This is a genomic window from Paraburkholderia sp. Ac-20340 (genome assembly GCF_017104965.1).
Taxonomy (GTDB): domain Bacteria; phylum Pseudomonadota; class Gammaproteobacteria; order Burkholderiales; family Burkholderiaceae; genus Paraburkholderia.
Window position 1 is genome coordinate 53713 of the sequence record NZ_JAAGPR010000028.1, and the last position, 25662, is coordinate 79374.

At 60.4% G+C, this 25662-nt stretch carries 26 protein-coding genes; 12 read left to right on the plus strand and 14 right to left on the minus strand.

All coding sequences use genetic code 11. The annotated features are described in order from the left end of the window. The first annotated feature begins 37 nt into the window (after positions 1–37). The 6 genes from G3N59_RS27630 (at position 38) to G3N59_RS27655 (ending at position 4795) form a co-directional block, all read left to right on the plus strand. A complete protein-coding gene (locus G3N59_RS27630) occupies positions 38–307 on the plus strand; it encodes a hypothetical protein (RefSeq protein ID WP_205986004.1) in 270 nt (89 codons plus the stop codon). 1 nt (position 308) lies between these two features. After that, the gene (locus G3N59_RS27635; RefSeq protein ID WP_277397944.1) at positions 309–1508 is read left to right on the plus strand and encodes a porin; all 1200 of its coding nucleotides are present in this window, start codon (positions 309–311) and stop codon (positions 1506–1508) included. A gap of 115 nt (positions 1509–1623) precedes the next feature. Further along, a complete protein-coding gene (locus tag G3N59_RS27640; protein WP_205986006.1) occupies positions 1624–1983 on the plus strand; it encodes a cupin domain-containing protein in 360 nt (119 codons plus the stop codon). A gap of 106 nt (positions 1984–2089) precedes the next feature. Further along, a complete protein-coding gene (locus G3N59_RS27645) occupies positions 2090–3391 on the plus strand; it encodes an FAD-binding oxidoreductase (protein WP_205986007.1) in 1302 nt (433 codons plus the stop codon). A gap of 39 nt (positions 3392–3430) precedes the next feature. Beyond that, complete coding sequence (locus G3N59_RS27650; RefSeq protein WP_205986008.1) at positions 3431–3799, plus strand: cupin domain-containing protein; 369 nt, start codon at positions 3431–3433, stop codon at positions 3797–3799. A 57-nt stretch (positions 3800–3856) separates the two neighbouring features. Continuing rightward, positions 3857–4795 carry a helix-turn-helix domain-containing protein gene (locus tag G3N59_RS27655; RefSeq protein WP_205986009.1) on the plus strand — a complete coding sequence of 313 codons (939 nt, stop codon included), beginning with the start codon at positions 3857–3859 and terminating at the stop codon, positions 4793–4795. A gap of 37 nt (positions 4796–4832) precedes the next feature. Here G3N59_RS27655 and G3N59_RS27660 read toward each other — a convergent pair whose 3' ends face one another. From G3N59_RS27660 to G3N59_RS27675, 4 genes are all read right to left on the minus strand, one after another. Further along, a complete protein-coding gene (locus tag G3N59_RS27660) occupies positions 4833–6083 on the minus strand; it encodes a citrate synthase (RefSeq protein ID WP_205986010.1) in 1251 nt (416 codons plus the stop codon). A gap of 71 nt (positions 6084–6154) precedes the next feature. Continuing rightward, positions 6155–6541, minus strand: a complete 387-nt coding sequence (locus G3N59_RS27665) for a VOC family protein (RefSeq protein ID WP_205986011.1) — start codon at positions 6539–6541, stop codon at positions 6155–6157. Between the two features lie 22 nt (positions 6542–6563). Next, a complete protein-coding gene (locus tag G3N59_RS27670; protein ID WP_205986012.1) occupies positions 6564–7883 on the minus strand; it encodes an MFS transporter in 1320 nt (439 codons plus the stop codon). Between the two features lie 54 nt (positions 7884–7937). After that, positions 7938–8696, minus strand: a complete 759-nt coding sequence (locus tag G3N59_RS27675) for an SDR family oxidoreductase (RefSeq protein ID WP_205986013.1) — start codon at positions 8694–8696, stop codon at positions 7938–7940. Positions 8697–9031: 335 nt separating this feature from the next. On the opposite strand from G3N59_RS27675, the gene G3N59_RS27680 reads away from it, so the two are divergent. Together G3N59_RS27680 and G3N59_RS27685 are read left to right on the plus strand one after the other, a co-directional pair. Next, entirely contained in the window at positions 9032–9994 is a 963-nt protein-coding gene (locus tag G3N59_RS27680) for a D-glycerate dehydrogenase (protein ID WP_205986014.1), read from the plus strand. Between the two features lie 127 nt (positions 9995–10121). Beyond that, positions 10122–10346 carry a hypothetical protein gene (locus G3N59_RS27685; protein WP_205986015.1) on the plus strand — a complete coding sequence of 75 codons (225 nt, stop codon included), beginning with the start codon at positions 10122–10124 and terminating at the stop codon, positions 10344–10346. Positions 10347–10403: 57 nt separating this feature from the next. On the opposite strand, the gene G3N59_RS27690 is transcribed toward G3N59_RS27685, so the two are convergent. Next, positions 10404–11948: a methyl-accepting chemotaxis protein gene (locus G3N59_RS27690; protein WP_205986016.1), complete on the minus strand. Its 1545-nt coding sequence runs from the start codon at positions 11946–11948 to the stop codon at positions 10404–10406. Positions 11949–12266: 318 nt separating this feature from the next. Between G3N59_RS27690 and G3N59_RS27695 the strand changes: the two genes are divergently transcribed. From G3N59_RS27695 to G3N59_RS27705, 3 genes are all read left to right on the plus strand, one after another. Then, a complete protein-coding gene (locus G3N59_RS27695) occupies positions 12267–13556 on the plus strand; it encodes an MFS transporter (protein ID WP_205986017.1) in 1290 nt (429 codons plus the stop codon). Between the two features lie 70 nt (positions 13557–13626). Further along, positions 13627–14838, plus strand: a complete 1212-nt coding sequence (locus tag G3N59_RS27700; protein WP_205986018.1) for a M20 aminoacylase family protein — start codon at positions 13627–13629, stop codon at positions 14836–14838. A 145-nt stretch (positions 14839–14983) separates the two neighbouring features. Beyond that, complete coding sequence (locus tag G3N59_RS27705) at positions 14984–15211, plus strand: hypothetical protein (RefSeq protein WP_205986019.1); 228 nt, start codon at positions 14984–14986, stop codon at positions 15209–15211. 13 nt (positions 15212–15224) lie between these two features. On the opposite strand, the gene G3N59_RS27710 is transcribed toward G3N59_RS27705, so the two are convergent. The 7 genes from G3N59_RS27710 to G3N59_RS27740 form a co-directional block, all read right to left on the minus strand. Continuing rightward, positions 15225–15557 (minus strand): hypothetical protein, encoded by a 333-nt coding sequence (locus G3N59_RS27710; protein WP_205986020.1) that lies wholly within the window; start codon positions 15555–15557, stop codon positions 15225–15227. 137 nt (positions 15558–15694) lie between these two features. Further along, entirely contained in the window at positions 15695–16864 is a 1170-nt protein-coding gene (locus tag G3N59_RS27715) for an ABC transporter ATP-binding protein (protein ID WP_205986021.1), read from the minus strand. Further along, complete coding sequence (locus tag G3N59_RS27720) at positions 16861–17514, minus strand: ABC transporter permease (RefSeq protein WP_205986022.1); 654 nt, start codon at positions 17512–17514, stop codon at positions 16861–16863. The genes G3N59_RS27715 and G3N59_RS27720 overlap by 4 nt, the downstream gene beginning before the upstream one ends. A 10-nt stretch (positions 17515–17524) precedes the next feature. Beyond that, complete coding sequence (locus G3N59_RS27725) at positions 17525–18433, minus strand: glycine betaine ABC transporter substrate-binding protein (RefSeq protein WP_205986065.1); 909 nt, start codon at positions 18431–18433, stop codon at positions 17525–17527. Beyond that, entirely contained in the window at positions 18433–19149 is a 717-nt protein-coding gene (locus tag G3N59_RS27730; RefSeq protein WP_205986023.1) for an ABC transporter permease, read from the minus strand. The genes G3N59_RS27725 and G3N59_RS27730 overlap by 1 nt, the downstream gene beginning before the upstream one ends. Before the next feature lie 679 nt (positions 19150–19828). Then, on the minus strand, positions 19829–21157 hold the full coding sequence (locus G3N59_RS27735) for an FAD-binding oxidoreductase (RefSeq protein WP_205986024.1): 1329 nt from the start codon (positions 21155–21157) through the stop codon (positions 19829–19831). A gap of 108 nt (positions 21158–21265) precedes the next feature. Continuing rightward, positions 21266–22582, minus strand: coding sequence for an MFS transporter (locus G3N59_RS27740; protein ID WP_205986025.1), 1317 nt, complete (start codon positions 22580–22582; stop codon positions 21266–21268). Positions 22583–22918: 336 nt separating this feature from the next. Here G3N59_RS27740 and G3N59_RS27745 point away from each other — a divergent pair, with 336 nt between their 5' ends. Then, positions 22919–23929, plus strand: a complete 1011-nt coding sequence (locus tag G3N59_RS27745) for an aldo/keto reductase (protein ID WP_205986026.1) — start codon at positions 22919–22921, stop codon at positions 23927–23929. A gap of 14 nt (positions 23930–23943) precedes the next feature. Here the strand turns inward: G3N59_RS27745 and G3N59_RS27750 are convergent, their stop codons facing one another. Beyond that, entirely contained in the window at positions 23944–24849 is a 906-nt protein-coding gene (locus G3N59_RS27750; RefSeq protein WP_205986027.1) for a LysR family transcriptional regulator, read from the minus strand. Positions 24850–24922: 73 nt separating this feature from the next. After that, positions 24923–25609: a hypothetical protein gene (locus G3N59_RS27755; RefSeq protein WP_205986028.1), complete on the minus strand. Its 687-nt coding sequence runs from the start codon at positions 25607–25609 to the stop codon at positions 24923–24925. Between the last annotated feature and the right edge of the window lie 53 nt (positions 25610–25662).

Below are 25662 nucleotides of genomic sequence, written 5' to 3' on the forward strand. Positions count from 1 at the left end.
GATGGGGTCCTTGGGGGCGGATTGCGGATGAAGCCGGGTGATTTTACCGGCGGCGCGGCGCAATGCGGGCGGCGTCAAAAACCCATTCTGCTTCCCAATCTTCATTGCGCCCGACCAGCGCGGGTTTTCCCCATATCGCATGCGGCTTGCCGATTTGTGCTGCCGTTCGGCATTTTTGGCCTTCTACATTGCCACTGAGCGCGACGCAGCGCCGACGCTTTATCTGCCGGAGTTCCGCATGGTCGTCACCGCCATGCCGTGGACATTCACTCACGACCCTACGATTCAAAACGACGATGAACAATAAAATGACCGGCAAAGCATTAGCAATCCTGATTATGTGGATCTCTGGCGGCGCGTGGGCGCAAAGCAGCGTCACGCTGTACGGCACCGTGGATGCCGGCCTCGTCTACTCGACCAACCAGCAGACGACCAGCGCCGATGGCTCGGTTCACGGCGGCCACGCAGTGCAGATGAGCGGCGGCAACCTCGTGCCTTCGCGCTGGGGTTTGATGGGCAGCGAAGACCTGGGCGGCGGTCTGAAAGCGAGCTTCGACCTCGAAAACCAGTTCCTGACCGGCACCGGCGCAATGCTGCAAAGCGGCTCGCTGTTCAACCGGCAGGCGTGGGTCGGTCTGGGCGACGCGCGCTACGGCACGCTCACCGCAGGCCGCCAATACGATTCGTATTCGGATTTTCTGGGCGTCTACGCGTCCAGCAACAACTGGGCGACCCTGTACGGTTCGCATTTCGGCGATATCGACAACTTGAATGAAGCCTTCAATTTCAATAACGCGCTCAAATTCACCAGCGCGAATTTTGGCGGCTTTACGTTCGGCGGCACGTTCAGTTTTGGCGGTCAGGCGGGGGACTTTGCCACGAAGCGCGGCTATGCGCTGGCGGCGGCCTTCAATCAAGGGCCGTTCTCGCTGAGCGCAGGTTATCTGTCGTTGAACCAGCCGCTCGATGCGGCGCTGGGCGGCGCGAGCGGTTATATCGGCGATCTGGCCTGTTCCAATGCGGATGCCTCCTATTGCCAGTTGCAGAATGCGTCGTCGATGAAAGCGTGGGGCGTGGGCGGCTCGGTCGTGATCGATAAAACTACGCTGGCGGCGGTCTATACGCATACGCGCCTGGAAAACAGCCAGTATTTCGCCAGCAGCGCGAATCCGTCCGGTTCCGATGTCTCATTCGATATCGCCGAACTCAATGCCGTGTACACGGTCACGCCTGCATGGACGGTGGCTGCGGCCTATATCTTCAACAACGCGAAGGTCAGCGGCGGAAGTTCGACGCGTATTCATCAGATCAACCTCGGCACGAACTATTCGCTCTCGAAACAGACCGCGCTTTATGCGGTGGCGATTGCGCAAAAGTCGTCGGGCGCGGGGCTGGGCATCGATTCGCAGACGGGCGCGAGCACCAATTACGCGCAGATTCCGAATCTCGTGAATAGCAATTCCGACCGGCAACTGGCGGTCATGGCCGGCATTCGGGTGAATTTTTAAGGAAGTCGGGCGGGCGTCCTGATTATCCCTGGGACGCTTCAGCTTGCCAATCTGTGCTGACGCTCCCCGTTTTTGGGCACTTACAGTCGTTTAAACCCGAACGGAGAGCAGCACGATGTACAGCATCAAAGCCGGCGAAAGCGTGCCGGATATGGAAGCACTGGGCACAGTCGCCGACCTCGGCGCGACGATTCTGGAAGGCGAACTCAAGGTCTTCGGCCTGCTCACACACGGCTCGCCCACTTCGCCGGTCAGCGCCGGTTGGTTTGGCTGCACGCAAGGCCGCTTCGACATGGTCTATCCGTTCACGGAGCAGGCGATTGTCGTAGCGGGTGAAGTCACACTGCGCAATGGTCTGACCGGCGAATCGATGCGTTACGGCCCGGGCGATAGCTGGTTTGTGCAAAAGGGCACGCCGGTGAGCTGGGAGATTCATACCGAACGCTTCGTCAAACACTATTTTGCGGTGGCCTGAGGTTTTATTGCCGAGGGCGGCCGCAGGTTGGACGGGAAGCCGCGCAGCGGCGCTGCCCGATTAATGACACACGTTTTGACGGTGCAATGCGCCAGCAGGATTTACGATGCACACAGATGAAACTGCGACGTACTACACGGCGACCCGGAAATACGAATTGAGTTTTCCCTCGCTGGAAAACGATATTCAGGCCGAGGTCGTGATTATCGGCGGCGGATTTTCGGGCATTCATACCGCGCTGGAACTCGCCGAACAGGGCGTGACCGATACGGTGGTGCTCGAAGCGCGTTACCTGGGTTTTGGCGGCACCGGGCGCAATGGCGGCCAGGTGATGGCCGGTATCGGCCACGATCTCGACGCTATCAAACAGGACGTGGGCGAAGAGGGCTTGCGCACGATCTTCGCGCTCAGCGATCTGGGCCCGCAGATCATGCGCGAGCGTATCGAGCGCTACAACATCGACGCCGATTTTTGCAGCGGTTACGGCTATCTGGCCTACAACGCGCGCCAGGCAAAAACGCTGCGTAGCTGGGAGAAAGATTTCAAGTCGCTGGGCAGCCCGCATGAGATTCGCTATGTGGAAGGCGCGGACGTCAAAGGACTGATTGGATCGGATGTCTATCACGCCGGTCTGCTGCATATGGGTGGCGGTCATGTGCATTCGCTGAATCTGCTGCTGGGCGAGGCGAAGGCTGTTTCCGAAATCTATGGCGTGCGTATTTTCGAATACAGCCCGGCCCTGCAGATTACCTACGGCGACACGATCCACGTGCGCACCGCAAAAGGCAGCGTGCGCGCGAAGAAGATCGTCTGGGCCTGCGATGGCTTCAATAACGGCATCGAGCCGGAATTGCACAAAAGCACCATCAACGTCTACGCCTATAACTCGATGACCGAGCCGTTGAGCGACGAACTGATCGAACGTATCAGCCCGATTCGCGGCGCGTATAGCGATATTCGTCCGGTGATCAATTACTACCGCGTGACGAACGAAAACCGCTTGCTGTTTGGCTCTTCCACGTCGCTGGTCGAGCATATTCCAACCGATCTCAAGGAATGGAATCGCAAGCTGATGCTCGAAGTTTTTCCGTATCTTCAGGACGTCAAGATCGATCTGGCGTGGGGCGGGCCGATGGCATCGACGCTCAATCTGTTCCCGCAGATCGGCACGCTGCCGGACAGGCCGAATGCATATTTCGTGCAGGGCTATTCGGGCTTTGGCGTCACGCCCAGCCAGATCATCTGCAAGATTTTGTCCGAAGGCATTCTGGGCGGATCGGATCGTTACCGGCTCGTGAGTTCGATTCCGCGCGCCAGCATTCGCGGCAAGGATCAATATCGCGCGCTGCTGGTCACGCTCGGCAAGGTGATGCACCAGACGTCGGGTTACTGGCACGGCCGCCGCTGAGCGCTGCTACTTTTATTTATTCACACGGAGTTTTCAAACGTGAGTCTCACCGCAATCCAGCAAGGCATTCAACTTTCCGACCTCGACGCATGGGGCAAACTGAGCGACCTCGGCGCGCAGATTCTCGAAGGCGGCGAGATTGGCGCTTTCGGCAAGATGACGCACGGCGCGCCCACCGACGCTATTTCGGCCGCTTATTTCGGCACGAATCAGGGCAAGTTCCGTCTGGTCTATCCGTTCTCGGAACAGGCGACCGTGGTGCAGGGCGAAGTGCGTCTGACCGATGAATCGAGCGGCGAAACACGCACGTATAAGGCCGGCGATTCGTGGTTCGTGACCAAGGGCACCTCGACGGTCTGGGAAGTGATTTCCGATGGTTTCGTGAAGCATTATCTGGCTTTTGCCTGATTTTTCCTGGTACGCGATCACAGGAAAAGCGGCGAGGCGTAGCGCGGGAGAATGGCGATGGAGTTCAGGATTCGGGCGTTGTCCGATGTGCACGATCATTCGTCCGCGGTGAACGGGTGGGAGCAGGTCTATAGCCAACTCACGCCTGGGCGCTTCGAGAGTGTCGTCATGCAGGCGCAGGCGGCGGACTTTCTTTTCTTTCGCGAATCGACCAATCGAAGCGTGGCGCAATCGGGCATTGCGCCACGCGGTTTTGCGTCGATTGCGTTGCCGTTGCAGCGGCCGGTTTCCGGCACATTCCAGGGCTGCAGGCTCGATGGTTACGCGCTCTGGTTGTTGGGACCGGGCGAGGATTTCCGCTTTTATACGCCAGAGACGATGTATTACCTCGGCGCAAGTATTCCCGCCGATGAAATGCGCGCGCTGGCGCAGTGCGTGCTGGGCGATGGCGCCGCTGCGCTGCTAGGTCGAAATCTGCTGCCGGTCGATACGGATGCGGGTGAGCGCGTTGGCATAGAGTTGTCGCGCTTTCTCGACGCGTTCCGGCAGCAGCCGGAAGCATTTGCGAATCCCGTGGCGAGCAAGCGCTTTCGCGATGAAATTCTCAGCATGCTGCTGGAGCTTTTCAATCCCGAGTATGCGCAAAAGCGCGACTTGACGCATGCGACTTACGCCGAGATCGTCTCGCGCAGCGAACGTATTCTGCAACAGCGTGCCGACGAACCGCAGACGGTGCTGGATTTATGCGTGGCGCTGCGCTGCAGCCGCCGCACGCTGCAAACGAGTTTTCAGCGTGTTGCCAATGTCTCGCCGGTGGAGTATCTGCGTTCGGTGCGGCTCAATGCGGTGCGACGGTTATTGCGTTCGACGAGCCAGGATGAGTTGATGGTTGGCGATGCCGCCGCGCAATGGGGCTTTACGCATCCGAGTTATTTTGCGCGCGAATATCGCGGGCTGTTTGGCGAGTTGCCATCGCAGACGTTGCGGAGAGCGTGAAGATCGAAGAGACGTTGAACATCCTTTGATCTTTCGATCATCCGTCAACCGCTTTAAAAAGCCGGTTCTTCTGCAACATCTGTTCATCGATTGCATCGGCATCGCCTTGTATTGCCCGCTCTGCGGCGGGCTCCTCCAGTGCGGGGCCGGTATAGCGCCCACGCGGGCGAATCACTTTCCCCACCCGCAATTGCTCGATGCAATGCGCCAATAGTCCGATGCAGCGCGCTGTCGCAAACAAGGCAAACGCGGCGTCGCGAGGCAGATTCAATTGCGCGGCAAGCGCCGCGAGCGCGACGTCGATATTGGGTTTCAGACCCGTGAGTTTTTCCACTTTGGCGATAAACGCAGCGAGTTCGCCTGGCGGCTCGATGGCGTCGAGTAGTGCCGTGGCGCGCGGATCGCCGTCCGGGTAAAGATGATGCCCAAAGCCGGGAATGGGAATCGCCGATTGCAGATGATGCGTGACGACGTGCTCGGCGCCCAAGCGGTTCACATCGTCGAATACGGCGCGCACACGCCCGGAAGCATCGCCATGCAGCGGCCCGGAAAACGTCGATAAACCCGTCAACAGACAGCCCGGCAGCGACGCGCCCGTGGAGGCCGTGATACGCGCGGCAAACGCTGAACTCGTGATCTCGTGATCCGCGACCAGCACCATCGCTTTGCGAATGAGTGCGGCGCCATCGGCCTTTTGGCCCCAGCCAAGCGCGAGTCTTTCGTGTAGCGGCGTGCCCGCGTTGTCGCTGCGCGCGCCGAATGCCTGCGCGACGGTGGCGACCAGTTGACCGGCTTCGACATGCAGTGCCGCATCCGTGCGTCCGAGCGTGGAATGGCCATTGGCCGTGAGCGCCGCGAGCGATGTGAAAGCGCACTGCCGCCCGCGCGTTTCGCCGTGAAGCGCCAGATCGGCGGATTCGAAGGGAAAGACAATCGGTGCGCGGGCATTCCACAGCAGCGTGGCGACGTCTTCCAGCGTGGCGTGTTCCGCGAGGCGGATCGTGTCGCGCCCGCGATAGTAGGGCCGTCCCTTCGCGAACGTGGTAATACCGCTATAAATGCAGGGCTCCGAGCCGAATATCGTGCCGGCGGCCAGCGCCTCGCGTTTGCGGCCCACCTGCTTTTTGCGGCACAGACGCGCGACATCGTCGGCGCGATAGAGACTTTTACGCGGATCATGCGGATCGGGCATCACCGCGATATTCCCGCGGCTTGCATAGGCATAAACCGTCTGTGCCTGCACGCCGAGTTGCCGGGCGGCTTCGGCCAGAGTGATCCAGTTTCGCATGGGAGTACGCGCGGCGATGAAGGAGGAAAGGCCGTGCGTCGCGCCCGGCCTGGCTCCATCTTGACGGCTTTTCACTGAAAAGTCATCTCCGCGGGGCGGCGTTCGAGGACTTCGATCAGCACCTCGCCTGGCGCACGGACGAAGCATGCGCGCACTCCGGGCCGGATTTGCCGGATCGGTTCGACAATCTGCGCTTCGCAACGCGTGAGATGGGCGAAGGCCGCGTCGAGATCATCCACGGTTACGCCGAAATGATCGATACCTTCGCGCTTCATGGGCGCGTCGTGAGATGCCGCCTGTGCGAGCGGCGTGATGAACAGATTGATATTGCCGATGCGCAGATCCACGCGCCCGGGACGCCGCACGATTTCGGCATTCAGGCAACGGGCAAACCACGCTGCCGTATTTTCTGCATCGGTCGAACAGAGTTGCAGATGGTCCCATTTGAATTCGATCATGATTTATCCGCTTGGCGATGGTTTAGAGTTCGATTCGCGACAATTTGCCGAGGAAGACGGAATACGAAAGCGTGCCGATCAGACAGATCGCACCCATCAGATTCAGTGCCCAATAAAAGTGACCGGTGTGCTGCGTGATATAGCCAATCATGAGCGGCGTGGTGACGCCCGCAATATTGGCGGCGAGACTCGTAATGCTGCTGGTCAGGCCCACATACTGGCGCGGCGCGATTTCCGCGACTGCGGCCCACGACATCGAACCCACGCCTTGAGCGAAGAAGGCAATCGTCAGAATGGCAATCACTAACTCATTCGATTCGACGAAATTGACCAGCACAATCGATGCACCCAGCAGCGTCCCGACGATGAGCGGGGCTTTGCGTGCGGTGGAAACCGATACGCCGCGCCGGATGAAAAAGTCCGAGAAAAACCCCGCGCTAAGAATGCCGATCGTCGCGCCGAGAAACGGCATCGCCTGAAAAATGCCGACCTTGATCATCGACATATGGCGTGCCTCGATCAGATAAGTCATGAACCAGGTCGTGAAGAAAACCAGCAAGGTGTTATTGCAGAACTTGCCGAGACAGATAGCGAGAATCTGCCGATAGCCGAGTAGTTTGAGCGCCATGCGCCAGTTGAATTTATCGCGCGGTTTGCGCGCGGCGGGCGGCACACCTTCGTTAATGTGCTGCAATTCTGCGGCATTCACGGCGCGATGTTTGAAGGGATCGCGATACGTGCGATACCAGAGCACGCTAAAGAGAATGCCGAATGCGCCCGTCACGAAGAATACCGAGCGCCACCCATACATCGACGAAATCCACAGCAGCAAGCCCGTGAAAAGCGGTGTGCCGATGTATTGCCCCATGACATAGACGCTGGTGGCAAAGCCGCGCTCCTGAACCGGAAACCACAACGTCACGGCACGCGTATTCGAAGGAAAGGCCGGTGTTTCGAGCGCGCCCATCGCAAGACGCGAGCCTAGCAGCATGTGATAGCCATTCGCGAAACCTTGTGTGAGGGTGGCGAACGACCAGCCCACCAGAGAGAGTGCATAGGCGATGCGCGAACCCAGCACATCGGTGAGCACACCGCCCGGCACGAGCGCAATCGAATAGGCCAGACCAAATGCCGCGAACAGTTCGCCCATCTGCATCTTGTTGAGACCGAGATCCTTCGATAACGACGGCGCGACGATGCCAAGCGCAGAGCGATCGACGTAATTGAGTATGGTCGCGACCAGCAGCATCGACAGCACGGCATAGCGGACTTTCGTGCGTTTCGCGCTATGCGCATAAGCCGGAGTGCCCGCCGGCAACGGTTGTTCCTCTGCGTATTTCATCGGTGTCTCCATGTCTTGGGCGGTTTTTATTCTTTTGTGATCCGCTGATGCGGACTATCCGCGGCCGACGAACGGCATGGTGGTGGCCATGATGGTCATGTCCAGAATATTGGCTTCGAGCGGCAACTTCGCCATATGCACGACCGCATTCGCCACATGCGCGACATCCATGCGCGCTTCGGGCGCCATGCGGCCGTCGGCCTGCAGCACGCCTTGGTTCATACGCTCCGTGAGCGGCGTGGCCGCATTACCGATATCGATCTGCCCGCAGGCAATGTTGAATGCGCGCCCGTCCAGTGCAATCGAGCGCGTAATGCCCGTGACGGCGTGTTTGGTCGCCGAATAGGCAATCGTATTGGGACGCGGCGAATGCGCCGAAATCGAACCGTTATTGATGATCCGGCCGCCCTGCGGCGATTGCGTCTTCATTTGCCGATACGCCGCGCGTGCGCAGAGAAACACGCCCGTGAGGTTGGTGGCGACCACGTCGTTCCAGAGATCGAGTTCGTAGTCTTCGAGCGGCACCGCACCTGCGTTGCGGCCCGCATTGTTGAACAGCACATCCAGGCGGCCGAAGGTTTCGGCGATCTGCGCAAATGCCTTGTCGACGGAGGCGGCGTCCGTTACATCGGCGGGAAAGGGTTGCGCCTCGCCATTCATCAGGCCGATGGCTTCTTTCGTTTCCAGCAACGGCTCGATTCGGCGCCCAATGAGCGCGAGCCTGAACCCGGCTTGGGCCAGCGCAATGGCCGCGGCACGGCCGATACCGGAACCCGCGCCGGTGACTGCTGCAATTGGCTTCGATGCAGACATTTCCCGTCCTCATGTCGATTCGGTTGAACACGGAAAAAGAATTGCACTCGCGCAACACGCCGAGCAATCTTGATTGGTTGAATCAACATGAAAGGTCTTTACTGCAGGGGCGCCCATCAGGGATTGTCCCGATGCAGTGCGGGAGGCGAGGAGGGCGCGACAGGCGCAACGGCAGACCAGGGAATACGCGAATTTCGCCCATCAATTAAGGGCCAAAACTCAATGCCAGAGCTCGCCAGGACAAGCAAGGAATAAGTTGATTGATCGAATCAAGATTGACGCGCTGGCATGCGTCTTCGTAGTCTCTCCCCGTCTCTCGACCAAAGGAAAGCACCATGCCGGACAATCACCGCACCAGGCTCCTCATCGCACGCAAGGTTCCCACTGCCGTTGCCCAGAGAGCAGAAACTGAATTCCACGCTTACGTGACCGACGCCGATATGGACGCCTGGTCCGTGGTCGACTTTTGCACGAAGCACGCTTTGCCGGCGGTGCTGATCGGCAAAAAATCCGGGCTGCAGGCCGAGCACATTGCGGCACTGCCGCCAGGCCTGAAGATCATTGCGAATGCCAGTGCAGGCGTCGATCATATGGATGTCGCGGCGGCGCGCGAGCGCGGTATCGTCGTGACCAACGCGCCCGACGCACTAACCGAATGCACCGCCGATTTCACATTGCTGCTCATGCTCGCTGCGTGCCGTCGCGCGGCGGAATATGAGCGCATCATGCGGGCAGGTTGGGGCAAATCGTTCGGCATGACCGATATGCTCGGCACGCGATTGAATGGTAAGACGCTGGGTATCGTCGGCTTTGGGCGCATTGGCCGCGCGGTTGCGCGGCGCGCGCAGGGTTTCGGCATGCGTGTGATTTACACCGATATCCAGCGCGCAGCGCCTGCCATTGAAAATGGCGCAACGTTCTACGAGAGCCTCGAAGCGATGCTGCCGCACAGCCAGGTGTTGACGCTGCACGTGCCGGGCGGTGGTCTGCCGGTCATGACCGGCAAGGAATTCGGACTCCTGCCGAAAGGCGCCGTATTCGTGAACGCTGCGCGTGGGGCACTCGTGGATGAAGATGCGCTGTATGCAGCGTTGACATCCGGGCAACTCTTTGGCGCGGGGCTGGATGTCTATCGCAACGAGCCGAATGTGGACCCGCGTTTCGCCGGTCTCGACAACGTATTTCTCACTCCGCATATGGCGAGCGCCACGATCGAAACGCGCGATCAGATGGGCTTCACGGCGCTAGACAATATTGCTGCGGTGCTCAAGGGGGAGGCGGCGTTGAATCCGGTTTGAATGGGTGGGGCGATCAGCGCTCACCCCGCACACAGCCGCATCAACTCTCGAATTCATTCGATATAAAGCGCGCCACCTGCTGCCTATCCTGCTACCTGTCTCGCAAGAAAGTGAAAAGGAGCAGGTAATGGTCACGACGTTCAAGACCTGGATTGGAACGCAGAGCGCGCGCGGCGATGCAGTGGGCCGCCTCGCGCACGTCATCAACGCGGATATCGGTGCGCCCGAAGGGCTCTGGAAGGCGAACTGGCTGGATCATCTGGCGCTGCGCAAGGCCGGACCTGGCGCGACGGCAGCGTTTGAACAAGCGTGGGAAGAATACTCGCTCGCGTTTCTGGACAAGTATCGCTAGCCGGCATGCTCTGCGCGATAGCCTTCGCGCAGAGCATGGGCAAACGCTAAAACGCTATCAGACGACCTTGAACACACCCACGGCGTCGCGCAACGCGTCGGCCTGCTCGGTCAGCGACATTGCCGCCGCCGCGGCTTCCTCGACCAGCGCCGCGTTCTGCTGCGAAACCTGATCCATCTGCGAGACGGCGAGATTGACCTGTTCGATGCCGTCGCGCTGCTCCTCTGAAGCGTTGGCAATTTCGGTGATGATGGTGTTCACGCGGGTGATCGAATCGCCGATCTCGCTCATCGTCACGCCTGCCGAGCGCACATATTGCGCGCCCGACGCCACGTGTTCCACCGATTCGCCAATCAAGGTCTTGATCTCTTTCGCGGCCGCCGCCGAACGCTGCGCCAGCGAACGCACTTCACCCGCCACGACCGCAAAACCACGACCTTCTTCGCCGGCGCGCGCCGCTTCAACGGCGGCATTGAGCGCGAGAATATTGGTCTGGAACGCGATGCCTTCGATAATGCCGGTGATTTCCGCGATCTTTTGCGAACTGCGGTCGATGCGATCCATCGTCTGCACCGCATCGCCGACGACCAGCGTGCCGCGCCCGACCACTTCCTGCGCACTGCCCGCAAGCGACTGCGCCGTGCGCGCGTGTTCCGTGTTCTGCTTCACCGTCGCCGTCAATTGCTCCATGCTGGCAGCGGTTTCCTGCAGCGATGCGGCCTGTTCTTCGGTGCGTTGCGAAAGATCGTCGTTACCGGCGGCGATCTGGCGCGTGGCGGTCGCGATCGATTCCGAACTGTGCGTGACCTTGCGCACCGTGCGCGCGAGTTCTTCCTGCATCACTTGCAGACCGGCAACCAACTGGCCCATTTCATCCTGCGAGCGCACTTCCAGACGCGCGCTCAGGTCGCCGGCCGCGATGCGTTGCAGCGCGCCAAGCACGTTGGCCAGCGGCACCGCAATCGCGCGATGCAGGCCGATGGCACAGACCATCGCCACAGCCATTCCGATCACGATCAGCGCGATGCTGCCCACGCGCAACGCCGCATAGAAGTCCGTCGCGCCATCGAATGTCTGCTGGCCGCGCGCCTTTTGCGATTGTTCCAGCGCCGCCGACGCCTTCGTGAGCGACACCGATAACGGAGGAATGCGCTTCATCGCAATGTCGTCCTGCGCCGCGCGATCCCCTTGTTTAACCGCTGCCATCAGCGGCTGGATGCCTTGTTCGAGCATCGCGCTTAGGGCCGTCTGCACCTGATCGGCGAGCGCCTGTTCGTCCGCATCGTGCGGCAGTGCGCGATAGCTTTCCCACGCCTTGTGCGACGTGTCGAGATAGGTCTGCGCCTTGTCGAGCAGTTGCGGCACGTCCGGCGAATCGGGGTGCAACAGAATGCGGTCGAGCGTGGTGCGCGCGATCGTCAGATTGAGATTCGATTTGCCGATGTCGATCGCGGCGGCAAGCTGATTCGAATAGGCGTAGCCAAGCGCCGCATTCGAATGCGACATGCCGACCAGACCGGCAACGCCGGCCGCGACGATCAATGTGGCCAGAACGCCGACTGCAATGCGCAGCCGGACGGAAATAGAGAGTCGGGCAAACACGCGGTTAGCTCCAGGCACCCTTATGGGGCGACGTTTATCGAATATTTGGATGGGTGGTCTTGAACGCACGCGTGGGCTGCGGGCGCGCGCTCTAGTGGTTAACGACAGGTGGCGGGGGAACTGAAGGCGTGTGTACAGAAAGCGGAAATTCGGACTATTCCTCAGTCAAATACCCCATCGATTCCATCCAGTTATCACGATGAAAATTTCTCACTTCTTTCAAAAACCCACCAGGCCTGAATATCGATTTGCGCCTGGCCGTTGGCGCATTTCAACTCGCACGAACGCGACGATCAACCTTGCCCGCGGAGATCCGCCATGAATGACGTTACGCTCGGCGCTGCCGCCGCCGTCCCCACGCCGGCGCGCCAGAGCCAGTTTCGCCTGATCGCCGCCTGTTCGATCGGCAATGCGCTCGAAATGTACGACTTCACCGTCTACAGTTTTTTTGCCCTCCTGATCGGCCACCTCTTTTTCCCTACGGATAGCCCCTACGGTTCGCTGCTGCTCGCGGTGGCGACATTCGGCATTGGCTTTGTCATGCGTCCGCTGGGCGGCCTCGTGATCGGCAGCTACGCTGACCGGCGCGGGCGCAAGGCAGCCATGACGCTCACCATCGCGCTGATGGTGGGCGGCACGCTCTGCATCGCCTTTGCGCCCACCTATCAGCAGGCGGGCGTGGTGGGTTCGCTCGTGCTGCTCGCGGGCCGTCTTTTGCAGGGCTTTTCGCTGGGCGGCGAAATTGGCGCCTCGACGTCCATGCTGATGGAATCGGGCTCGGTCGCGCAGCGCGGCTTTCGCGTGAGCTGGCAACTCGGCAGCCAGGGCATTTCGGCGCTGCTGGGCGCGCTCACGGGCGCCACGCTTTACGCAACGCTCACGCCCGCCGCGCTGGAAAGCTGGGGCTGGCGCCTGCCGTTTCTCGGCGGCCTGCTGATTGCACCGGTGGGTCTGTATATCCGCTCGAAACTCGACGAAACGCACGAAGCCGAACCCGATGCCCCCAGCCCGCTCGGCACGCTGATGCGCGAGCACGGCGACAAGGTGATCAAGGGCATTCTCGCGGTCACGGCGGGCACCGTCGGCATGTATCTGGTGGTGTTTTTCATGCCCACTTACATGATTCGCGTGCTCAAGATGCCGCCTTCGCTGTCGCTGCTTTCGGGCTGCGCAACCGGCATCACCATGCTGATCGCCTCGCTGGTCTCCGGCCGTCTTGCCGATCGCCTCGCGCAGCGCAAGCCGCTCGTCATGGGCGCGATCGTGTTCAATCTGCTGGCCGTGGTGCCCGCATTCTGGCTGATGGCGCACTATCCGAGCGTGCCGCTCGTGCTGCTGCTTTCGGTGATTCTGACCGCTGCTTCGAACCTCGGCTCCACGCCGATGCTGCTTGTGCTGATGGAAATGCTGCCCACGTCGGTGCGCGCCAGTGGACTTTCGGTGATCTACAGCGTGGGCGTGACGGTATTCGGCGGCAGCTCGCAATTCATTGTCACCTGGTTGATCGCGAAGACCGGTAATCCGCTTGCGCCTGCCTTGTATATGGTTGCGTGCGGGCTGGTGACGCTGTGTGCGGTGGGGAGCATTCGCGAGCGCCGCATCAGTTGAACCGGTTTCGATTGCAGGTGAGATGCCATAACGCTGTATTGCCACGAGACGCTCAGGAGGAAACACAAACATGAAACGCGAAAATACGCTTACGCCGTTCCAGTTGTTGCCCACGCTGTTGCCGGAAATCGAAATCGACGCTGAAGAGTTCGTCGGGATTCGTCGCCAGATTCATTCGCAGCCCGAACTAGGATTCGAAGTGGGCGCGACGGCGAAACTCGTTGCCATGCTGTTGGAAAAATGGGGCTATGAAGTGCATACGGGCGTGGGCCGCAGCGGTGTGGTTGGCCAGTTGAAGGTGGGCACGGGCACGCGCCGTCTGGGTATTCGCGCCGATATGGACGCGCTGCCTATCGTCGAAAACACCGGCCTGCCGTATGCCAGCCAGAACGCAGGCAAGATGCACGCGTGTGGTCACGACGGCCATACGGCGATTCTGCTCGCGGCAGCCAAGCGGCTCGCGCAGGCGCGCGATTTCAACGGCACGCTCAATCTCATCTTTCAGCCCGACGAGGAAAACCTCTGTGGCGCGAAGGCGATGATCGACGATGGTCTGTTCGAGCGCTTTCCGTGCGACGCCGTGTACGGTTTGCACAATATGCCGGGCGTGCCCGCCGGCACATTCCGCGTGCTGGAAGGATCGGTGAGTCTTTCTTCGGATGTGGCCGACGTCACGCTCAAGGGTGTGGGCGGTCACGGCGCCATGCCGCATCGCGTGAAAGATCCAATTGTTGCGGCTGCTGCAATCGTCACGGCCTTGCAGACGGTCGTTGCGCGCAACGTCGCTCCCGACGATACCGCCGTGGTCTCGGTCGGTTTCATCCGCGGCGGCGCCACGCATAACGTGATTCCAGAAACCGTGACATTGGGCCTGAACATTCGCGCAGCGCGCCCCGAAACGCGCGAACTGGTGGAGCAGCGCGTGCGCGAAATCGTGGCGGTCACGGCGCAGGCGCATGGCGTGGAGGCGTTGATCGATTATCGTCAGCTCACGCCGCCAATGGTGAACACGCCGCAGGAAACGTTGCTTGCGCAACAGGTTTGCACGGAACTGGTGGGCGCGGAAAACGTCGTCGTGCAAGCGCCCAAGGGTTTGAACGGCAGCGAAGATTTTGCGTGGATGCTCAACGCGGTGCCAGGCTGCTATCTGCTGCTGGGCAATGGCGAAGGGGAGTTTGGCGGCTGCATGGTGCACAACCCGGGCTACGATTTCAACGATCAAGTCTTGCCACTGGGCGCGGCGGCTTGGGTGCGGCTCGCGCAACGATTCCTCGTGGAATAAAGGGCTTTCCGTACATCGCGCTAACAGCCTGCTTTCAGTAATATGCTGTATTGCACGAGGCGCGCCGACGCGGGGTAGTTAAGCTTCTCTTCAGGGAGGCTTCGCTAAGATCGGCGTGCCGTTTTCGTGTAATGGAGTGCCCGCCATGAAGCCGCTGATCTTTGCCCAGCTACGCGCGGACCTTGTTGTTATCGCCATGACGGCGATGGTTATTCAGGCAGCGGTATTCGTAGCGATCGAATGGTTGCGCGTGCCACAGCATGTCTTCGCAACGCCTGGCTTTCGCTATGGCGTGATCGCAGCGGTCGCCGTGATGGTGCTGGTTTCGCGCTGGTTCGAACGCCGTGCCGCGCTTAATGCGATGGCGTCGTAAGGCTTGTTGCTTGTCAGGCCGCGCTGTTTTCCGCTGCGCTTTCCACATCGCTTGCGATGGCTTGCGTATGGCCTTCGCCGCTTTCCACCAACCGGTCGACAAGACGGCGGCCTTCGCTGAATCCACCCATCAACGCTTCTACCTCGGATGCAAAGACCTGTCCGGCCATGCGCTCGATGCGCAACGGGCCAAGCAACGGCTGTGCATGCGATTCATTCAAGTAAATCGTCAGGATAGCGACATAATCGGGCGCTGTGACGGGATTGTCCTGTGTGGACCAGGCGGGGCATTGGGCTTCGACGCTGACGTCGACGGCATGGCCGCGATGCTGATAAAGGCGTTTCATGACTGAGGCTGTGGGCGCCGCATCGGACGCGGCGTGTTGCGCATGCCTCGATTATGCGTGCACGCAACTTAGGAAACGCTTAAGAAATGGGCCGACGCTTTTAAAAAAGCGCCGGCCCTTATTTCGTTCACACGTGATTACGCTGCCGCGTGCACGATCGGACTGGCCGTGCCGGGCGGCTGGCCGGTCTGCTGACGCGAACGGCCCGAACTCAGGTACGCAGCGATCGAATCCTGGGTGATCTCGCCGATATACGCGCCATCGGCATCGAGCACCGGCATCCACGAAGCGCTGAACTGATACATCTTCGAGAGCACCACACGCAGATTATCTTCAGCAGAAACGCTGGCCGGGAAGGGCGTCACACGATCGCCACAAACGCCTTCCGTGCCGCGTGCCGCCCGGCGCGTGACAAAGCCTAGCGCATGGCCCGAATCGTCCAGCACGGTCAGATAGCGCGTATCCGCTTCGTCCATCACTGCAAAGGCTTGCGCAAGCGGCGTGGTCACGCGTGCCGTTTCCGGCTGGGTGGCGGCGTCGCCGGCCTTCACCAGCAACAGGCGCTTGAGCGTGCTGTCCTGGCCGACGAACTGCGCGACGAACTCATCGCGCGGACGCGCCAGCAGCGTATCGGGATGGTCGTACTGCACGAGCTGGCCGCGACGGAACACGGCGATGCGGTCGCCCAGTTTGATCGCTTCGTCGATATCGTGGCTCACCATGATCACGGTCTTCTTCAGTTGCCGCTGCATCTGGAAGAATTCGTTCTGGATGGTCTCGCGATTGATCGGGTCCACTGCGCCGAACGGTTCGTCCATCAGCAGCACCGGCGGATCGGCGGCGAGCGCGCGAATCACGCCAATACGCTGTTGCTGGCCACCCGAAAGCTCACGCGGATAACGCTTCAGATACTGCTTGGGATCGAGCGCGACCATCGACATCAACTCTTTCGCGCGCTCCGCACAACGCTTTTTATCCCAGCCCAGCAGACGCGGAACGACCGTGATGTTTTCCTCGATCGTCATGTTCGGGAACAGACCGATCTGCTGGATCACATAGCCAATATGGCGGCGCAGATCGACTTCGTTCAGACCCGTGGTGTCCTCGCCGTTGATCAGCACGCGGCCAGACGTGGGCTCGATCAGGCGGTTGATCATCTTCAGCGTGGTGGTCTTGCCGCAGCCCGAAGGGCCGAGAAACACGCAGATTTCCCCTTCCTGGACCGAAAGGCTCACGGCATCGACCGCCTTCACGGGCTGGCCGCCTTTCTGCGTGAAGGTCTTGGTCAGTTTGTCGAGTTCGATCATGTCTTCTGTACTCCTTTCGGTGTCAAGGCGCGTTGCAGCATCTGCAGGAACAGATCCGCAACGATGGCGAGAATGCTCACGAGCACCGCGCCTACCAGCAGTTTCATCATGCTACTCTGGCCGATCGCACGCAGGATCAGCGTGCCCAGCCCGCCCGCGCCGATCACGGCCGCAATCGTCATCACGCCGATGTTCATCACCACGGCGGTACGCACACCCGCAAGAATCACGGGCACCGCGAGCGGCAGATCGACGAGACGCAGACGCTGCCACGACGTCATGCCAATACCGGTGCCGGCTTCCTTGATGCCCGCATCCACGTTATGCAGCGCGAGATAGGTGTTGCGCATGATCGGCAACAGCGAATAAAGAAACACCGCCGTAATTGCCGGCAGGGCGCCAATGCCCTGGCCGAAGCGCGAAAAGAACGGAATCATCAGCCCGAACAGCGCGATAGACGGCAGCGTCAGCACGATGGTGGCGACGCTGAGCAGCGGCCCGGCGAGCCATTGATGCCGATTGATCAGCACGCCCAGCGGTACGCCCACGATGATCGCGCAACCGACGGCGATACCCACGAGATAGATATGCTGCAACGTCAGTTGCAGAAGATCGGGCCAGCTCGAAGCGAGATAGTCGAATACGTTCATACGGTCTCCTTCAAGGCAGCGGATGCGCGCGCAGGAAGTCCTGCGCCACTTCGCGCGGCGGCTTGCCGTCGAGGTCCACGGCCTTGTTCATGTCCTGCATGACTTCGTTGTTGAGCGCGGCCGAAAGGGCATTGAGTTGCGCAGCAAGCTTGGGGTTCTGCTCGAGTGCGCTTTTACGCACCACCGGCACGGCGTTGTACGGCGGGAAGTAGTGCTTGTCGTCTTCCAGCGGCACGATGCCGAAACCCTTCACGCGGCCATCGGTCGTATAAACGAGGCCGATCTTCAACTGATTGTTATGCAGCGCCGTGTAGACGAGACCCGGGTCCATCTGCTTCATCTGCGAACGCTTGAAGTGCATGCCGTAGGTATCGAGAAACGGCTTGAGGCCATCGGGGCGATTGGCGAATTCGGCATCCATACCAAACACAATATGTCTGGCTTCGGGACTCGTCTTCAGATAATCGGCAAGCTGCGAAACCGTCTTGATACCCGATGATTCGGCGAACTGGCGCGGCAGGCCCAGCGCATAGGTATCGTTGAGCGAGGAAGCATTGAGCCAGACCAGACCGCGCGGCGCGTCGAGCGCTTTCACGCGCTGGTACATGGCCTCGGGCCCGAGTTTGTCGGTGAGCTTGTCATAGACCAGCGCGGCCGTACCCGTGTAATCCCAGACGAGATCGAACTGGCCGTTTTCGAGCGCGCTGCGCATGAGCGTGCTGCCCAGACCCGAGCGCACTTCCACGTCGTAGCCGCGCGAACGCAGATATTGCGCCGTGACTTCGGCCAGCACGTATTGCTCGGTAAAGTTCTTCGCGCCCAGCACGATCTTGCTGGCGAAGGCGCTGCTGCTTGCTGCAGCACACAGCACGCCAATCGCGCAGAGGCTGGCGAAACGTCGAATCGTACTCCGAATCATCATACGACGCCTCCGTGACGGAGCAGCCATTGACGGCTACCGGTCGCGACGATGCCGTCGAGCAGGAGCGCAAGGATCGCGGTGAATGCGGCGCCCAGCAACAGCAGCGGTTCGTTGTCGAGATAGATGCCGGGGAAGATCAACGAGCCCAGACTGTCCGCGCCAATCAGATAGGCGAGCGGTGCCGTGCCCACATTGATCGCGAGCGCGGTGCGAATGCCGCCCACGATGATCGGCAGGGCATTGGGCAACTCCACGCGGGTGAGCGATTGCCAGCCCGTCATGCCGATACCTTTGGCGGCTTCGCGCAGCGAACCCGGCACGTTCTTCACCCCTTCGTAGCTGTTACGCGTGATCGGTAACAACGAGGCGAGGAACAAGGCCACGATAGCCGGAATATTGCCGATGCCGAAAATGCCCAGCGCAATGGCCAGCACGGCAAGCGAGGGAATCGTATTGCCGATGTTGAAAATCTGCATGAAGCGTTCAGCCTGGCGCTGAAAGCGCGGCCTGCTCAGCAGCACGCCGGCGGGCACGCCGACAAGGATGGCAAGCACCATCGAATAGCCGACCAGCAGCATATGCTGGCCCGCGTAATACGCGAGATCTCCCGCATGAGCGCGGAAAGTATCGGCGCCGATGCCGCGGGCAAGCGCCCAGGCGATAACGGCTAGTGCGATCAGGCTGCCCACTACCTGGACAGTGCGTCGATTCATGAAGATACGCCTCCTCAAACTCGGTGCAGCGCGTAAAAAGCGGAAAGCAATGCGCTGCGAAGACGCCAGATGGCGCCGCGAATGGAAGTTCGTGATCCCGGCAAGGCCGCGATTGAACTGACGGAAACAGTTCTTGCCGGCTGCGATCGTGCGCAGCGGGCAGTCGAGTGAACGCGTAACGGCGTTCGTCTGATTGTCATGTTCAGCCCGGCGTAGCGAAAAGCGTGCCCGGGCAGGGCGCCGTCTATGAAAAAGACGACATGAATGCGGTGGAAACCGGCGATGACTCTCTGGGCCGGATTTCAAACCGCTGGAGCCGGAGGCCCCCTGGAGGTGGCGAAACGGATGCGCGCGCAACGAAGCGCGAACTTGCCTTCCGTTTCGCACAAGATCGTGCGTTTTGTAAAGAAGTTGAACCGAGTATAGAGCAATCAATTAAGCGCGTCTACCATAGGGATCGATCATAGTGAATTGCAGGCGATAGAAAGAGGGCTATAAAAGCGGCATATCACGTCATATCGGGTAAATAATCGGGATGCCGAAATAAATGAATCGTGTATGTTTTTCCGGGATGCACATTCTTCTGCTGAAATCGAGAGGAAAATAAAAAGGGCGGTGCGCTGAAATGCTGCACCGCCCTGAGCGTGAACGTAGCCGCGTGGGCCGCGCTCGTGCGATATCAGATCTCGCCGCCGGGCACGATCGGCATGCCGGGTGCGAAACGGTCCAGCGAGAACGGTGCGAGATCGATGCCGGCATCGCGGCCAATTGCGATATCGGCGGCAGCGCGCCCCGCCGCCGGGCCGATACCGAAACCGTGGCCCGAAAAGCCCGTTGCCACCGTCAAGCCTGGAATCGTTGCGCTCGCACCGATATACGGAATGATGTCCGGCGTGACATCCATATAACAGGCCCATTCCTGCACGACCTGCGCATCCTTGAATGCCGGAAAAAGCCGCGTCATGCTGGCCATTGCCGCCGCCACGCCGCGTTGCGAAGGAGTGGGGTCCATGGTGCGTGTGCGCTCGAACGGGCTGCGTTCGTCGGATCGCCAGCCGGGCCGATCACGGAATTCGCGCAGCGCGGCAGCATCGAAACGCGGGCGGATCGTGCGCCAGTTCTGCTTGAGCAAGGGCACATATTCGCGCAGAAAACGCAGGCCATTGGGGCTCGCCGGGGTATAGCGATGGCCGGCGTAACCGATCGTATAGCCACCATCGAGGCGCTTGCGATAACCAATATCGCCGAGCCAGCCGCACGTGAGCGGCCCGTCTTCAACCGGCGAAGTACGCAGCACGGTGCCCAGCACTTTCAATTGCGGCAGGCGCACGCCCTCGTGTGCGCAGAACAGGCTCGACCATGCGCCGCCCGCGAGAATCACCGCATCGCAGCCGATGCGGCCACGGTTTGTAATCACACCGGAAACACGGCCCGCAGAGCGTTCGAGCGCACGGACCGAGCAATGCGCGACGATGGTCGCGCCGCGCGCCTGTGCAGCGCGCGCGAGGGCAGGCGCGGCGCGTTGCGGTTCCGCGCGGCCATCGGTGGGCACGAACAGGCCTGCGCGGAAACTGCGCGATGCACCCGGCAGCAGTTTCGCGAGATCGGCGCCGCGCAGCATGCGGGCGCCGGTGTCGTAGCCGCTTGCGTCGTCGAACCATTGCTGGAAACCGGCCTCGTCTGCTTCGCTTTCGCCGATATAAAGCACGCCGCATTCGCGATAACCCACATCAGCGCCCACGGTCTCGCTCATCGCGCGCCAGTGGCGCATGCTTTCGGTGATGAGTGGCATCTCGCGCATATCGCGGCCTGCCTGGCGGCACCAACCCCAGTTGCGGCTCGATTGCTCGCCGGCCACATAGCCTTTCTCGCAGAGCACGACACTCACGCCCTGCGAGGCCAGATGCCAAGCCGCCGATACGCCGATAATCCCGCCGCCGACGATGACCACGTCCGCACGCGCGGGAAGCACCTCGGCCGAGGGCACGGCGTCCACATACGGTCCCATCCTGTCTTCCTTGTTAGCGGGCGGCACGCTATAGCAGCATGCCGCCGTATTTTTACTTGAGTCAGGAAGTATAAAGGCAGGGTATTGAATAGACGTGCATAGACATGCTCAGGTTGCGGGCACTACCGTGCGGCGCGCCATGAACCAGTAGAACAGTGCGGCGCAACCGGCGATGGCGCCGCCGATCACGAATGCCAGCGTATACGAGCCCGTGCGATCGACAATAAAGCCTGCGGCTACAGGTGAAAATGCGCCGCCAAAATAGCCGCCAAAATTCTGGATCGCGCTGACCGATGCAATCATCGAACGCGGCGCGATATCGCCCGCAAGCGCCCATGCATTGCCGATAGTCGCCGCGATACACGCGAGACCGACTGTCATTAGCGTAATGGTCGCGCCAATCGATTGCACGAACGGCAGCCCAATCGCGCAAAGCGCTGCGCCCAGCGAGCAGATCACGATCAAGATGCGCTTGGCGACCATCGGCGTTGCCACGCCGCGATCGACGAGTCGTGCGGCAATAAAGCCTGCAATGATTTCACCGGCCGCGCCGCCGAACCACGGAATACTCGCGTAAAAGCCCAGTTGTATCAGTGAAATATGAAAGCGGTCGATCAGATACAACGGCAGAAACACCAGAAAGAGATTCCACAGCCAGATGGCGCAGAAGTAGCCCAGGATCATGCCCCACACGCTTTGCGAGGCGAACAGCGAGCGCCATTTGATGGGCGCGCTGTCGAGCGAATGTTCATGACCGCCGCCGCCCGCTTCGATATAGGCGAATTCTTCGCGCGAGAGACGCTGGCTTTGCGCCGGATTGCGATAGAGCAGCAGGAACAGTGCAGCGAATACGATGCCGAGTGCGCCCGTCACATGAAACAGCGAACGCCAGCCAAACGCGATCATCAGCGCGACCAGCACAGCAGGCGCGAGCGCCGGGCCCCATTTCGAGGACGAATCCCAGATGCCGGTGGCAAAGCCGCGCTCTTTCGCGGGAAACCACGCGGCCGTGATCTTGGCCGAGGTGGGCCAGCACGGCGCCTCGCCCACGGCCAGCAGCACGCGCATGAGCACGAGTCCCGCAACGGACCCAACAATGCCCGTGAGCCACGTTGCCACGCTCCACCAGATCATGCCGATTGCGTAGACGCGCCGGGCGCCGAAGCGGTCGATGATCCAGCCCGCTGGCAATTGCATGACCGCATAGGTCCATGAAAACACCGTGCCAAGCAGGCCAATCTGTGTCCGTGTGAGACCGAGATCGTGAATCATGCCGGGCGCGGCAATGGCCAGATTCGCACGATCCAGGTAGTTGATGATGCCGCCGATGAGCAGCCAGACCAGCACGTGCCAGCGAAAATTGGCGCGTGTCGTAGGGGAAGCAGCAGAAGAAGCAGAAGCGTTCGCAACAAGCTTATCGTCCATCACGTCTCCGGTTTTTTTGTGTGTACCCAGAATGTGGGAAAGCGCGCGTACAACGGTTTCATGCGTCCGCTCCATTCTGCGCTATTGTTGCCGGGTCGAAAAGTAGGGCGATAACTACCGCGCTTTTCATTGATCGAATATAGAAAGGATAGCGAATTAAATGGCGCGCGAAACAGATCGATCCGCTTGGCGCCACCGGTCCGTGAATTAATGAGGCGGATTCATGAAAGCATGCCGATTCATGGTCTTTATCCCGCGACAGATCTGGTTTCTAATGCGGATGTTATGCAGATCTGGCCGTCGTGCCGGCGTGCAGTCATTTCGGAGTGAAAGCAGATGGACTATCGCAATCTTGGCCGCAGCGGCCTCAAGGTATCGCCGTTGTGTCTCGGCGCCATGATGTTCGGCGGCGAAACCGATGAAGCGACATCACGGCGCATCATCGAAAAAGCCTTCGAACAAGGTGTCAACTTCATCGACACGGCTGATGTCTACCACGCAGGCCGCTCCGAGGAAATCGTGGGACGTGCCATTGCCGCGCATCGCGATGACTGGGTTGTTGCCACCAAATTCGGTTACGCGGCCGGTCCGGCACAAGGCCCGAACCGTCAGGGCCAGTCGCGCAAATGGATTTATCAGAGCGTGGAGGAAAGCCTCAAACGGCTCGGCACCGACTATATCGACGTGCTTTATTTCCATCGCGCGCTGCCCGATCTGCCGCTCGAAGAAAGCGTGCGCGCCGTGGGCGATCTGATTCGCCAGGGCAAGGTGCGTTATTACGGGTTGTCGAATTTCCGGGGTTGGCGCATTGCCGAAGTCGCGCGTATTGCCGATCAACTCTGCATCGATCGCCCGGTGGCGAGCGAACCGCTTTACAACATCGTCGATCGTAGTGCCGAAGTCGAACAATTGCCCGCCGCCGCGCACTATGGATTGGGCGTGGTGCCTTATAGCCCGCTCGCGCGCGGCGTGCTGACCGGCAAGTACACGCCCGATGCGCCGCCGCCCGCGGATAGCCGCGCGGGCCGTGGCGACCGTCGCATCCAGCAGACGGAATGGCGCACCGAATCGCTGCAGATCGCGCAACGTATTGCGGAATATGCCGCGCAGCGCGGCACGAATGCGATTGCGTTTGCGCTGGCGTGGGTGCTTAACAACCGTCTCGTGAGTTCGACGATCGCGGGTCCACGCACCGAAGCGCATTGGGACAGCTATATGCAGGCGCTCGAATTGAAACTCGATGCCGAAGACGAACGCTTTATCGATAGCCTCGTGCCGCCGGGTCATGTTTCCACGCCCGGCTATACGGACCCTAACTATCCGATCGAAGGCCGTCGTAGTTTCTGAGCGCGCAGGCTGAATCAAGCCTGGAGTTTGCCGCGATAACGTAGCGCGTCGATGACCAGACCCAGCGCGCGCGACGATTGCCGACGGCTCGGGTAATACGCGTGATAGCCGGGAAACACCGGGCACCAGTCCTTGAGCACGCTCTTGAGCTGGCCCGCCCGAATATAAGGCAGCGCGACATCCTCTGGCATAAAAGCCAGGCCGAAGCCGCCCAGCGCCGCATGCAGCATTTGCGGAATCGTATTGAAGATGAGCTGGCCGTCCACGCGAACCTGCAGGTCGTGGTCGTCCTTCTTCAGTTCCCACGCGTACAGGCCGCCTGCGCTGGTCAGGCGCAGCGTGATGCAGTCGTGCTTGAGCAGATCCTGCGGCGTTCTGGGCGCTTTCTGCTTCGCGAGATACTCGGGCGAGCCGACAATCGCCATCTTCAGATCGGGTGCGATGCGTACGGCGATCATGTCCTTCGCGACCTGATCGCCGGTGCGCACGCCAATGTCGAATCGATCGGCGACGATATCGCGCAGCCCGTAATCCACGCTGATTTCCACCTTGATGTCCGGGTAGGCGGGCAGAAAGTCCTTGAGCTTTGGCCAGATCACCGTTTCGACAGTGTGGTCCGTGGCCGTGATGCGTATGGTGCCGGCGGGCTTGTCACGCAGGTCGGCAAGTGCAGCGAGTTCGGTGTCGATCTGTTCGAAGCGCGGCGCCACGGCCTGAAACAGGCGCTCTCCCGCTTCGGTCGTGGAGACGCTGCGCGTCGTGCGCGTGAGCAGACGCAGACCAAGCCGCGTTTCGAGTGCGCGTATCGTGTGGCTGAGTGCCGATTGCGATACGCCCAGTTGCGCGGCCGCGCGCGTAAAGCTGCGTTCGCGCGCGACGGCAATAAAGGCCAGCAGATCGTTGAAATTTTCGCGCGGCATATAAAACCCGAATGCGTAGGAGTTGGTGCAAATCCTACCATTGGCGCGGCGCAGCTTCGCGAATACAAATTGATTATTGGCGAGTCTCGTATCGCGCGATTAAAGCATCGAGATTCTCGCGCGCGAGTGATTCCCGTCGCGCGAGTTCATCGGTATGAAATAAAGGCGTATGTTCGCGCAGGCTTTTGAGCGCTTGCAGACGTCCCAAACGGAACGCTTCTGCCGGATTATCTGGGTCTTGTGCCCATTCCTGCGCAATGCCCTTATCGTAATCAATCAAGCGTTCGAGCGGTGCCGCGAGAATCGCGAGATCGGCATCGAGAAATAGCAGCGCCGCGTGCTTTTGGGCCGGATCGCGTTCGCATTCGGGCGGCAGTTTATGGGTTTTCGTCGCGCGTATCCACTGCTGCGCTAACGCCAGATGAAGGGCGTGCGTGCGCAGCCAGTCTGCGGAACAGTGGGCTTGCGTCACGTTCAGCAACCACGTTGCGCTGAGCGCTTCGTTATCGGCGTATTCGGGCAACGAAGTTGCGTAGACCACGTCATGGCCCCACACGGCAAGCTCGATCGCGGGCCAGAGCGCTGCGCCGCGAAACGGTTCGAGTTGATCGAACAGTTCCGCGAGGTGCGCGAGCGTGTGATAGAAACGCTGCGGTTCGCTGTAGGCGTTTTCTATAAGCGGCCACACCGTGGGCGTGCCGAAGCACGCATCGCAGGAAGCGCGCAACGCGGCCAGTGCATTGGAAGCGAGAGTCGTCATGCGCGCAGGGTATCACTGAACGCGCACTGAACGCACAACGAACGCACAATCAA